The sequence below is a fragment of the Ignavibacteriales bacterium genome, assembly GCA_020635255.1.
In the GTDB taxonomy this organism is placed as follows: Bacteria; Bacteroidota; Ignavibacteria; order Tepidaquicellales; family Tepidaquicellaceae; genus JAEYVS01.
Genome location: JACKAC010000002.1, coordinates 758,434 through 770,721, shown reverse-complemented (window position 1 = coordinate 770,721; position 12,288 = coordinate 758,434). Strand labels below are relative to the sequence as shown.

The 12,288-nt window shown below is 40.1% G+C and carries 13 protein-coding genes; 5 read left to right on the top strand and 8 right to left on the bottom strand.

Annotated elements, in window-relative coordinates; all coding sequences use genetic code 11:
• Positions 1–3 precede the first annotated feature (3 nt).
• Both H6614_11350 and H6614_11345 read right to left on the bottom strand, forming a co-directional pair.
• Entirely contained in the window at positions 4–492 is a 489-nt protein-coding gene (locus tag H6614_11350; GenBank protein MCB9244262.1) for a hypothetical protein, read from the bottom strand.
• A gap of 73 nt (positions 493–565) precedes the next feature.
• Positions 566–1,714, bottom strand: a complete 1,149-nt coding sequence (locus H6614_11345) for a cysteine desulfurase (GenBank protein MCB9244261.1) — start codon at positions 1,712–1,714, stop codon at positions 566–568.
• A gap of 114 nt (positions 1,715–1,828) precedes the next feature.
• Between H6614_11345 and H6614_11340 the strand changes: the two genes are divergently transcribed.
• From H6614_11340 to H6614_11325, 4 genes are all read left to right on the top strand, one after another.
• Complete coding sequence (locus H6614_11340; GenBank protein MCB9244260.1) at positions 1,829–2,386, top strand: CDP-alcohol phosphatidyltransferase family protein; 558 nt, start codon at positions 1,829–1,831, stop codon at positions 2,384–2,386.
• Positions 2,376–2,732 carry an HU family DNA-binding protein gene (locus tag H6614_11335; protein MCB9244259.1) on the top strand — a complete coding sequence of 119 codons (357 nt, stop codon included), beginning with the start codon at positions 2,376–2,378 and terminating at the stop codon, positions 2,730–2,732. The genes H6614_11340 and H6614_11335 overlap by 11 nt, the downstream gene beginning before the upstream one ends.
• 69 nt (positions 2,733–2,801) lie before the next feature.
• Positions 2,802–3,224 (top strand): Holliday junction resolvase RuvX, encoded by a 423-nt coding sequence (ruvX, locus tag H6614_11330; protein ID MCB9244258.1) that lies wholly within the window; start codon positions 2,802–2,804, stop codon positions 3,222–3,224.
• A gap of 60 nt (positions 3,225–3,284) precedes the next feature.
• The gene (locus tag H6614_11325) at positions 3,285–3,923 is read left to right on the top strand and encodes an ATP-binding protein (GenBank protein ID MCB9244257.1); all 639 of its coding nucleotides are present in this window, start codon (positions 3,285–3,287) and stop codon (positions 3,921–3,923) included.
• Here H6614_11325 and ftcD read toward each other — a convergent pair.
• From ftcD to H6614_11310, 3 genes are all read right to left on the bottom strand, one after another.
• Positions 3,920–5,551 (bottom strand): glutamate formimidoyltransferase, encoded by a 1,632-nt coding sequence (gene ftcD, locus H6614_11320; GenBank protein MCB9244256.1) that lies wholly within the window; start codon positions 5,549–5,551, stop codon positions 3,920–3,922. The two genes, H6614_11325 and ftcD, sit on opposite strands and share 4 nt — an antisense overlap.
• 14 nt (positions 5,552–5,565) lie before the next feature.
• On the bottom strand, positions 5,566–6,285 hold the full coding sequence (locus tag H6614_11315; GenBank protein ID MCB9244255.1) for a class I SAM-dependent methyltransferase: 720 nt from the start codon (positions 6,283–6,285) through the stop codon (positions 5,566–5,568).
• 63 nt (positions 6,286–6,348) lie between these two features.
• Positions 6,349–7,206, bottom strand: coding sequence for an HAD family phosphatase (locus H6614_11310; protein ID MCB9244254.1), 858 nt, complete (start codon positions 7,204–7,206; stop codon positions 6,349–6,351).
• A gap of 187 nt (positions 7,207–7,393) precedes the next feature.
• On the opposite strand from H6614_11310, the gene H6614_11305 reads away from it, so the two are divergent.
• Complete coding sequence (locus H6614_11305) at positions 7,394–7,999, top strand: hypothetical protein (GenBank protein MCB9244253.1); 606 nt, start codon at positions 7,394–7,396, stop codon at positions 7,997–7,999.
• A gap of 1 nt (position 8,000) precedes the next feature.
• Here the strand turns inward: H6614_11305 and H6614_11300 are convergent, their stop codons facing one another.
• From H6614_11300 to H6614_11290, 3 genes are all read right to left on the bottom strand, one after another.
• A complete protein-coding gene (locus tag H6614_11300; protein MCB9244252.1) occupies positions 8,001–8,909 on the bottom strand; it encodes a hypothetical protein in 909 nt (302 codons plus the stop codon).
• Positions 8,906–9,628 (bottom strand): hypothetical protein, encoded by a 723-nt coding sequence (locus H6614_11295; protein MCB9244251.1) that lies wholly within the window; start codon positions 9,626–9,628, stop codon positions 8,906–8,908. The genes H6614_11300 and H6614_11295 overlap by 4 nt, the downstream gene beginning before the upstream one ends.
• Before the next feature lie 83 nt (positions 9,629–9,711).
• Positions 9,712–12,165 (bottom strand): TonB-dependent receptor, encoded by a 2,454-nt coding sequence (locus H6614_11290; GenBank protein ID MCB9244250.1) that lies wholly within the window; start codon positions 12,163–12,165, stop codon positions 9,712–9,714.
• Positions 12,166–12,288 lie beyond the last annotated feature (123 nt).

Here is a 12,288-nt window from a genome sequence, read left to right as displayed (position 1 = left end):
ACATTAGTTCATAGATGCCTGGATCTTGTTCTTAACGCTCAGTTTAATAATTTCGGCTTCACTTATAATCGCGCTTTTCATCACAACCTGCTTTTTCTCCAGTCCATCGAGGACTTCTTTAGCAAAATCCAGATCTTTTTGAATAATAACATTACCTCCAAGGATCTCACGGGCTTTTTTGTCGGTGAGTATCTTTTTGGCAACATTTTCTATCTCGTAAACGCGCTGAGCAGTCTCATCATCGATGAACGTGCTTAGCCTGGCGTAAGACTCGACGAGGTTATTTACATTCTTTGAATAATCTTCATCATCACAGCCTCCGCGCTGGTAGAGATTTTCGAGCAATTGAAGTGTATATACAATTGCGTGTTTGATCTCGTCTATCATATACGGCAGAGTGGAAACAGGATTGACCGCATCGTTGCTTCCCTTCAAAACGCTTCCGTACTCTGTGAGTATCTTAATAGCCGTGTCCTGGTTGATCTTCTTCATTTTCGTAATTTTTTAAATGATTTTCACAATGTAAAGTATGATAACACAAAAGACAATGGTGATAGTTCCGAGGTTATATGATTTCCTTTAACACATCCACAAAGTAGTCTATCTCGGGCAGAATATTATATCGGCTGAAAGACACACGAACAGTGAGAAGAGCGGTTTTTTCGTTGCGACCGAGAGCGGTAATGACATGTGAAGGTTTCAGAGTGCCGGATGTACATGCGGATCCGCCTGAGACAGATATTCCTTTCAGATCGAGCTTTATCAGGAGTTCCTCACCATCCAGCGAGGTAAGCTCGGGGTTTAGTGAGAAATTAACGATGTTTGGAAGCACGTCGACGGAATCAGAGTTAAATATTATCTTCTCGTCCAACTCGTTACTCAACCTGGCTACCAGGTGTGTTTTAAGATTATTATAATGAAGCAGATCCTGATCCATTCTTTCATTTAATATTTCAACGGCTTTTCTGAATCCCACAATAGCTGGAATATTTTCCGTACCGCCGCGCATATCCCTCTCCTGGCTACCTCCATGAATGAATTTATCCAGCTTAGTCCCCTCTTTAATATAGAGGGCTGATACGCCTTTCGGACCGTATATCTTATGAGCCGAGAGCGTAGCGGTATTTACACCGAGGGATCTTACGCTCAGACCTTTTATTTTTCCGAAGCTCTGAATTGAATCAGTATGAGTATCGATACCCTTTCCGGACGCATTTTGGGATATGAGTGAGATGTCATTTATCTTGCCTGTCTCATTATTGGAATGCATTATAGAGATAAGGAAAGTTCTATCCGTGACAGCCTCATTTATCTTATCGGGTGAGATACTCCCATCAATCTCCGGGGAGATAAAAGTTACATCAAATCCAAACCTATCGCGAAGATACTTCATTGTCTCAAGAACTGCCATGTGTTCAATCGAGGATGTAATAATGTGGTTTTTATCCGAGCCGAGATGAGCAAAAGCGATGCCTTTTAAAGCGAAGTTATTCGACTCCGTCCCGCCGGATGTGAAAAATATCTCCTTTGGCTTTGCGCCCATAAATTCAGCGACAATATCGCGGGCATCTTCGAGCGCCACCTTTGCAGGCTTGCCAAAACCGTGAATTGACGATGCATTCCCATATTTTTCAGTAAAATAGGGCATCATTTCAGAGATGGCATCCTCAGCAGGCATAGTGGTTGCGGCGCTATCTAAATAAATTTTTTTCATTTAATACAAATATACTTTTTTTTATTGTTTTATTTGATATATTTTAATCATAAGTAAGGGGATATCTCAATTGCTTCTTTTAAAAGGAGAAGCAAAAACGGAACAAGGACCGCAATGAACAAGGAGTTATTTTATATCCCTAATATTCTTTCATTAGCGAGAATGGTTCTTTTAATTCCGCTCGCTTACCTTCTATTATTTCAATTCACTGAGCAGAAGACACTTATTATCATCATAATGATCGCGATGTATGTAACGGATCTACTCGATGGTTATCTGGCTCGAAAATTAAATCAAGTATCCGAACTCGGGAAAATAATCGACCCGCTGGCTGACAAAGCTGCAGTTATCGTAATTACAGTAATATTATTTGTTAATGGATTGATCCCTGTATGGTTCTTTACGGTGATAGTATTGCGAGATATTTTGATATTGGCATTTGGCTTATATCTTGAAAAAACAAGAAATATAACGTTAATGTCAAATTTTTGGGGGAAGGCGGCAGTCTTTTGTATTGGAATAATTTTGTTATTAACAGTAATTAATTTTGAGTATTTCGATGTTTTTTTAAATATTTTTTATTATATTGTTTTAGTGCTAATTACCTTATCCCTTATATTTTATTATATAAGGTTTAAAAAAACTATAGGAGAAAAAATTTATGGATGCTAACCTCAATGAGCAGACCCTTCCGGTTACCAGGAAGCGCGAGAGGGTAAAAACTCTCACCAGAAAAGACGTCGAGAATAAAATTGAGGAGAAGCTTGCCGGTAAGAGAATTACCAAGAAGCTTATCGTTGATTCTCTTTTCGAGTCTCTAAGAGAACTCATTATGACTGCAGATCCGACAATCAGGATCGAGATCCGCGACTTTGGTGTATTTGAGGTAAAGAAGACCAAGCCAAAACCCAAAGCCAGGAATCTTAAGACAGGTGAGTTTGTATATGTTCCCGGCAGAAGGAAAATGCATTTTAAACCGGGTAAGATCTTAAAGACCTTTTTAAAAAATCAAGTATAAGAGATCGCGAGAAAGCTTTACAATTTCCCTATTAACAATTAACAATTGAGTAACACCAGATATTTATGCTTGGACTATGGCGATAAGCGGATAGGTGTTGCCGTAAGTGATACAGATAAGCAGTATTCGTTTCAGAGGGGGATACTAAGCAATGATTCCGGTTTAGACGGAAACCTACTGGAGTTAATCAGGGGTGAAAATATAGAAAAGATTATTTTAGGTTATCCGTTAAATCTGAGATCGGAAAAGACAGAGCTTACAGAAAAGGTAGAGCAATTCAGAGCCAAGCTTGAAAAGTTATTAGAGGCAAACTCGATAAAGGCAGACTTCGAGTTCTTTGACGAAAGGTTTACGAGTAAGCTAGCCCGGGAGAATATTCTTTCTTCCGGGTTAAGCAAAAAAAAGCGCCGCGATAAGGGTTTAATAGATTCCGTATCGGCGCAAATAATCCTGCAGGACTACCTGGACAGCAAGCAAAGAGTCCGGCACTAAATTAGGAAAAGCAGGGTTATAGCTCTTAAAGATCCAGTTATTTCAAATAAAACTCCCGCAATGTACCTGGTTGAACTTTACGAATTAATCGAGGAAGGCGAAAATTCACATGTTGAATTTAAGCGAAAATTTTCGTCACCCGAGAAGATCGCAAAGGAAATGATAGCATTCGCCAACTCCGGCGGAGGGTACATCTTATTCGGTGTCGATGACGACAGGAGTATTATCGGCGTCGAGAGTGAAAAATCCGAGATAGAACTAATCAATACAGCCGCAAAATTCTACTGCGAGCCTGAAATAGAATTTTCCCTGGAAATAATATTTATAAAAAGAGTTGACGTGGTGGTGGTTTACATACCGAAGAGCAACCGCAAACCTCACAGACTTATTACGGATGATAAGGATTCTCCGCCGAAATTTTATGTGCGGTCGGAAGACAAAAGCGTGCTGGCATCCAAGGAAACCGTGAATATACTCCGCAATTCCAACTCCGAAAAGCCCCTATCAATAACAATAGGCGACAATGAAAAGAAATTATTTGATTTCCTGACTGAGAATAAAAAGATAACAGTGAAGGGATTTAAGAAACTGGTGAACATATCCGAAAGACGAGCCAGCAGGACGCTGGTCAACCTGGTAAAAGCCGAAGTAATCCGGCACGTAATAAACGGAACAGAAGAATTCTTTACTCTTGCCTAATTTTCCTCAGCTAATCTTTTTTCGAGTGCAGCACAAACATCCCCGACATTTTGCTCTGCCCTGGACATAATACCGGAAGCTTCATCTAATACTTGCTTTTTATATGTTTCATCATCTATTCCGGGGAGATTGATCTGGACATTCTTATATGCGCCCCAAATGCCGGTTTCCAGTGATTTGGCTCCAACCTGCAGGTCACTCATTGAGTTCATGTTACCATATTTAGCTACTTCGGTAACATATTCCCAGCATTCGTCGGCTTTCCGCATTACAGCAAGAGGCACGTCAATTGCTTTTTTGAGCCCTTCCTGCATTTTCTGATGTCTAACTGATTTTTCATCATCGGTGTTCTTAGGCAATTTCATCGCATTCATATAATCATTGAAAGCGTCCGTATCGGCATCGATCATTGGTATAAGTTCACGCATTTTTGAATCTAAAGGTTCGATAGCTTTCCTCATAATTTCGTCATATTTCTCATATTTACGGAGTCCGTACGTAAGCCAGGCGACCATAACACTAAGCCCAGCTCCCAGGGAAGCAATAAGAGCGGAGACACTTCCCCCACCCGGCGCAGACGAACGCGAACCAACTTCCTCGACGAATTTTCTAACGGTAGATGAAGCGAGCGGCTCATTTCGCTCCTCTTTAATCATGTATTCAATGATACGTTTATCGGGATTAAACTTTGAAACTGAGGAAAGACCGAGGCGATCGATTACGAGATTAATTTTTTGCCTCTCGTCTATTATAAAGAGATTCTCTCTTTCGATGTAATACTCAGCCGCCATAAGCATCGCTTCGAGCGGGATAAGTCCGACCAATTCACTACCACAAACACCTACATTCATTTCGATAGCATCATTTTTACACTCTTCGAAGGCAATATGAGGAGGAGTTATTTTATAGTTATCGAGATTGATCGTCACTTGTGCCATACCGTATTCCTCGACATCCCAGCCAATTGCTTTAACGGCTTTTAGTCTTCCCGGTTTATCGGGTCCCCTGCCCTGCTCGCGGATATTAAATGCAATCCTGAATGCCTGGTTACGTGTGCCAAGTATATTCACATTGTACGCAATGAGGAAAAACCTTGCTCCGGTTGCTGTAGCACCGTATTCGGGGATGAACTTAGCCGGACCAAAGTCAGGCTTCCATTCGGGTTTTTCTATTTTATCGGGAATCGCCTCATATTCACCTACCCTTATCTGCGAAAGTGTTTTGCGTTTAGGATTTTCGGAAGCCTCTTCGTAAAGATAAATAGGAAGCCCAAGTTCTTCACCTGCTCTTTTGCCGAATTTCTTCGCACACTCTACGCATTCTTCCATAGTAACATTAGCTACGGGGACAAACGGTACAACGTCAACAGCACCCATGCGGGGATGTTCCCCGGTGTGCTTTGACATATTTATCAATTCTTTTGCTTTTTTTGTGAACTGGAAGGCGCCCTCGACAACTGCGTCCGGGTCGCCAACAAAGGTAAAGACCGTACGGTTAGTGGATTTGCCGGGATCTACGTCAAGGAGAGTAACTCCATCTACATTCCTCAGTACTTCGGCACACGCCTCTATTATCGAGGCATCTCTTCCTTCCGAGATATTAGGAACACACTCAATGATTTTTCTCATGGTAGAGTATTTTATTAATTTTTCTTTCTACAGATAAAATATATCCTTTGCGGAAAATCACCGGAATCGAAGCCCATATCATTAACCTGCTTCAACAATTCAAAATGTTTTTCCACCTCAACAACGATCTTCTCTGTCTCAAATGTAACTTCCGGTATAAGCTCTCTATACAATTTATAATTATCACCCTTTACATGCTCAAAGATCTTTGCATCCCAATCGAATTTAGACGGGGATTTTTTAAGCACATCCATAACCAGGTAATTTTTATCGAAGCGGTGAACAAATGATCCGTATTCCGCCATATAGTTCATCTTTTCCAGGGTATTAATATCAAAGATAAAAAGACCACCCCGATTAAGATGAGCATTTACTTTCTTAAAGAGACTTTTCCATCCGGCAAAGGAAAGAACATGATTAATGGTATCATAAAGACAAATAATACAATCATAAGTCTTTTTTGTATCAAACCTGGTAATGTCATCTTTGATAAACTTAACGCCGGGAAGCTTCTTCTTCGCGATACGAATCATTTCGACGGATAGGTCTATGCCCTCCACATCATAATGCTTCTCAAGATAGACGAGATTTGTCCCGGTACCGCATCCCAGGTCGAGAAGGGATGAGGCAGACTTATTGTACTTATTTATGCACTTTACGATGAAATTTTCGGCTACACCGTTTAAGCCTATCACATCATCGTAAAATTTTGCCAGAGTATTATATTGCGCCACTGTGCGATCTTAAAGCTGTAAATTATTAAAAAAATACGGGAAAATTAAGGGGAAACAAGGTTATCAGGCGGCATCGGGATAGACAAGCCGTAGGAATTCACCTACTCCATCCTCGTTATTCGACAGAGAAGTAATATAATTTGCTTTGTGTTTGAGCTCAGGAACAGCATTTTGGAGGGCAATATTTATTCCGCCAAAATCGAACAGTTTGCGGTCATTATACCAATCTCCCATTACCATAACCTCATTCTTTTTAACGCCAAGATGATCGGCAAGTATCTTGAGACCATGCTTTTTATTCACATGGGAGCGGGTTACCTCTAGATGAGCCACATGCATTTGTGAACGGGAGCGGTAATATTTGGCATTTACATGAAGTTTTAGAGGGAAATTAAGTTTGCCCTGGATCTTTTTTACTAAATTCTTATTATCACCACTTACAATTATCTCCAAAACATCGTCGTAATAATCTTCATAAGATTTAACAAGCTGATAATTTGCTCCTCTTCTCGCAAGGAAGTCGCGTATGACGGAATTTTCATCGGTGTAAACTATCTCGTTGATACGACAAAGCGCAATACGGATATAATACTTATTAGCCAGTTCAACGGCGAGTCTGACTTTAGAGGGATTAATAGGCGCTTTATAAATGGTATTGCCGTCGGCATCGCTGACCAATGCTCCGTTCATACAAACAAGCGGAGTTGTAATGTTTAGTTTTTTAGCAAAAGGGACAATGGATGGCAATACTCTCTGAGTCGCAAATGAAAATTTTATTCCTCGACCGGTTAGGGTATTTATCATTTGCTGAGTTACCGAGCCGATCTCACCGTTATTATCCAGCAAAGTACCGTCGATATCGGAAACGATCAGCTTAATATCCCGAAACCTCTGTTTCAGCTGTTCTAAATCTAACTTCAAATCTAGGGAGATAAAAATTAATTACAAAAAAACCCGGACGAAATAATACTTACCCCGGGTATAAAACCATCATCATAACCTGTTAATGGCAATTTAATAATATTTTTCCATAGAAAGTATAGTAAAAAGGGAGTAAAATATTGTAAAACTGAATCAAAATCGCTATTTTTATAAAAAAAATAATAATATGAGAAAAATCCAATCCTTAGCATTACTTTTAATAATGGCACTTTTTTTATCATCTTGCGGTGACAAAAAGGATACGTCCGAAACCAAAACTCCCGACAAAGAAATGAGCAATGATAATACGACCGGCTCAAGCGATACAAAGAAAGAAAGTACCGATGAGAATAAAACAGCATCGTTTGATACTACAAATTTGGCAGGTGTAAAGAGCACATTGACGACTCTATTGAAAAAAGATCTGGCATCAATGACCGAAAATGACAGAAAGTTTGTATACAGTGAAATTAGTCTGGGTGACGATGGCAATAAGCAGACATTAGTAATGTTTCAGGGACCTTATTTTTGCGGATCGGGTGGATGTACAATTTATTTGCTGGACAGTGACTACAAAACTATCTCGGAATTTTCAGTATCCGATGAACCAATAAAAATTGCGGAAACCACATCAAACGGGTGGAAAGATCTTCTTATTTCAAGTGGTGGTAAACTTCACGTAATGAAGTATAATGGCAAAAAATATCCCGGTAATCCATCAGTCGAAGCAGAATATACAGGTGACGGTAAACAGGATACCGACGTTAAATTTTCACCTCAATATTCATTCTAGATCAAACTAATGGGCGCACTTTAAATTTCTCAACGTCCCAGTCAGCTAATTTTGCACCCGCGTCATATGTGCTTTCTAGAAAAGAGAGCAATGACCGTCGCGGGTCGCTTTCCTGCAGTAGATCACCATATTTATAGATAGCCATAGGGCTTCCGTTTGCATCCATCCAGAATGCCTCCTTGGGAGAGATCGGTTCTTTATCGAGACCTTCGGGCGAGGGATAGGTATATGAATAGAATGCGGCTTCGCGCATATTTGCGTCGCCTGCCCAGAAACCGGCGCTAATAACCTCGTGCGAATATGCTTCCCTATCGGAAATCCTACCGCCCTCCATCTGGGCTTCCCTTCCGGAGAAACGCGTAACAGCAAGATCGAAACTGTGCCAGAAGAGCTGAACCGGACTTACTTTACCATTAAACCGCCCGCTGAATTCCTTGAACACTTCATCCACAAAGACCAGTATATGCCAGAAGCGGTTTACATAGTCCTTATCATATGATGAATGAGCGGTATCAGTCGCGAAGGGTTCGGTGCTCTTATTGTCGTAAGGCTTCGCTAGAATAGAAACATCAATGCCATACTCATTGAGAATGTCGAACAGGTTCTTATAGAATTTTGCTACAGTTAGTCCATCTTCAAGCGGAAATTCACTTTTCTCTCCACGGCTTGTTGTGACAATCAGCTTATGTTCGATGAAGTTAAAATGTATATTAAACGTGAAATCCTTGTATGGTATAGGCGACGTCTCGAGCCCGCGCGAAGTTACATAAAATGTAATAAACCACCAGTGGTTTTTACGGGGTGCGAGGGCAAGACGGATCTTGCCGACTATCTGTAAATAAAGGTGTAATGTGTCTTTTGTGCTTTCCCACTCTTCGAGGGGGAGGGCGGGTAGAGAGTTATTTGTCATTTGTAAATTTTTTTGTATTTATCCCAGTTATTTAGTGATTTTTCTCTCAAATATATGTAATCGTTAATATCATCTATTTCTATCTGGTAAATCCTAACTTCACCGGATGGAATTGGATCGAGCGTAAAAGCCGCTCGCTCTTCTCTAAGTTCAATTACTGCTTCAACGCCCGCACTGTCAAGAGATTTAAATCTAAATATATCGTATCCAACATAGGCGGCACAAATGTAATATGGACTTATTCGTTTTGGAAAAGCAATTCTAACCTTGCCCAATTTATCACTTTGAAAAGATAATTTCTGCCCTGATATCGGATCAACTAAGGATCTACTCCGCGAATCACTTAACCAAATTATACCCCCTTCTAGTGATGACTTATCCCAAGAGTCAATAAGCTTCAAATTATAGACAATACTATCAGATGAGTAAAGTGTATCAGTAATAATAATTTTACTAACGGAATCTTGTGAGGGTTCTTGCATTGGAAAATCACGGAAAAATAGAAATAATTTGCCATTCTTAATTTCATAATCACCCTCTCCATACTGCAGATACATTATATCATTTGAATAGGAATAAGAAAATTTACCATCCTTTGTAAACTTATAGAGCTCACTATACAAAATGTTATCCGGATGTTCTTGCCATTTCCCCTCCAATCTTTGAGAGTAAACAGAATTTGAAAAAATCAGGATCAATATTAGTAGTATCTTTCTCATATATAAATATAACTCACTAAACCGTAAATAAAAAAGCCATCCTATTTGCACGGGATGGCTGTATATAATCTTTGTAAGTGAATTTAGTAACCGAAATCACCGCCGTCGTCGTTCGGCTGGTTATCATCAGAGCGTTTTTTCTTGTCCTTTTTACCTATATCGCCGAGCCGGATTGTTAGGTTGAGATTTGCGGACTGCGATTCCCTCTTTCCCGTTATTGTCTGGTAATAATCCGGATCGTTAATTTCTACATTAAATTTCGACGAGTTAAAGATATCGTTAAAGTTGAGTCCGACGGTGGCTCTGCCGTCCCAGAAATCTTTTGAGATCGCGGCGTTGAGCGCCTGGAACGGATCAACCGTACCCTGCGGGGATGTTCTTTTACCTGAATAGAAATAGCTCACCTGCATATTGAAAAGGTCAGGGAGTCTGAGGTTTAATGATCCTCTGCCCCGGAATGAGGAGTTTTCGTTGGTGAGCCCGGATTCGATATTATCCGCTGTCACTTTCATGGTAAAGTAGCTTATATTGCCATTGAAAGATAACCATGGTGTTATGCGGGAATTAACAAGCAGTTCCGCACCGTAGCTTTCTTCAGTATTTATATTATCAAAGGTCGTGAGCGTAGTAACGCTGTCAATAAACGATGTCACACGAGTAATAGCATCGGTTGTCCTCCTGTAAAAAACTCCGGGAATGATCGACGTACTTGAAAAGAATTTAACGAAATTAAGTTCAAACGAATTTGTATATTCAGGGTTCAGGTCCGGATTTCCGGAAAAAATTGTTCTATCTGTTACCCCGGAAAATCTCTGGAATGGATTAAGGTTCCATGAGCGCGGTCTCCTGATACGTCTACTGTAGCTAAACTGGAGTTCTTCTTCTTTACCCAGTTTTTGTCCAATACTCACACTCGGAAAGAGGTCAAAGAAATTCCGGTCGAAATTCTCATTTGATAATTCCAATTCACCATTGTATCCCGTATATTCAGCACGCAGTCCTAGCTGGTACGTGAAATTCTCTCCAAATCCACTGTTATAAAGCAAATATCCTGCCTGGATATTTGTTTTCAAATTAAAGGTATTAGTCCGTGTGGTGTCATTAAGATACTGATTAGTCACATAATCAAAATTCTCATACTGTTGGTCGTTATTTTCATTATTATACTCGCCATCGTACCCCGCTTCAAATTTACTTTCTTTTCCAACTGGATGAACGTAATCGAATTTTAAGTTCATATCAAATTCTTTGTCAGTCTGAGTACTCATTGTCAGAATTGGGTTTGTCCCGGACGGGAAAACCGTCTCATCGTTAGAATTGCCATTTTCTTTATCCTTTTGATATTCAAGCTCAAACTCGCCTGTAAAAGCTTGTTCCTTTTTAGGGAAGTTCTTATAATAATTTATACCGAGTCCGTAATTAAAGTCATCATCGTTCTCGGTAGAGGTTGATAAGAATTGATTGACAAGACTTTTATTAGCATCGTATTCGTAACTATTCTGGGTATCATTATCCGTTCTGGTCCTCATTCTCAGTGAATTAACAATCGTGATCGAATTAAGCTTGTCGATAGTATAGTCAAGCCCTCCACGGATAGAATTAGATATATTCCTATTACGAGAATTTGAGGAGCTGTTATAAAACGGCGTTTCTGTTTCAAAGAAAACTTCACGCGAGGTCGATCTTTCACGTGTATCCAGCCTATTACCGTAGCTGTAATCCAGGAAGATATTCAGATCCTTATTCTTCCAGTTGCCGGTAAATCCTCCGTTGTACTTATCGCCCGTGCCCAGGGAAAGATTTAAATTTGCATTATAGCCAGAGTCATCACTCTTTTTTGTAATGATATTAATAATACCTGTTACACCTTCAGCTTTATATTTGGCAGAGGGATTAGTAATGAGTTCAACCGATTCAATATTATCGGCAAGCATCGAGCGAAGTATCTCGGGGCGATTGGGTCCGTCCAGACCAAAGGGCTTTCCGTCAATAAGTATCCGGACACCTTCGCTTCCCCTCAAACTTACATTACCATCCTGATCAACGTCCACAGAAGGAAGATTCTTTAGAATATCGAGAGCACTTCCTCCTCTGGTGGTCTGATCCTGTCCGACATTAAAAACTTTTTTCTCCGCGGTGAATTGTATCTCACTTTTTTCGCCTTCGACAACAATTTCGTCCGTAACAGTTTCCCCGGATTTTAATTTTATCTCACCTACATCAGCAGTCTGGTTCTTTGGATTAACTTTTATTCCTCTGATCACAGCCGTGCTATACCCAATAAAATTCACACTTATATAATACTGTCCGTAAGGTACACCTGAGATGGTAAAATTACCACCGGCATCGGTTTCAGCTCCGGAAAAAACACTGCTGGAATCTTTGATACTGTAAACAGAGACGGCGGCTCCTTCGAGCCCGGTACTAGTCGAACCATCAATTACTTTCCCAGTAATGCTCCCCGTCTGGGAAAACCCTGTACCAACGAAAAACAAGCATAGAAATCCTACTCCAAGCAAATGTCTAACAATTTTCATCAATAATTCATTTTTTAAGAGTTTGAGAGATGTTACATTATATATAAGACACCGGAAAACGTGGAATGGTTTAACTGAGACTAACTTTTAAATTATATATTAATAAATAGTTAATTACGCTAA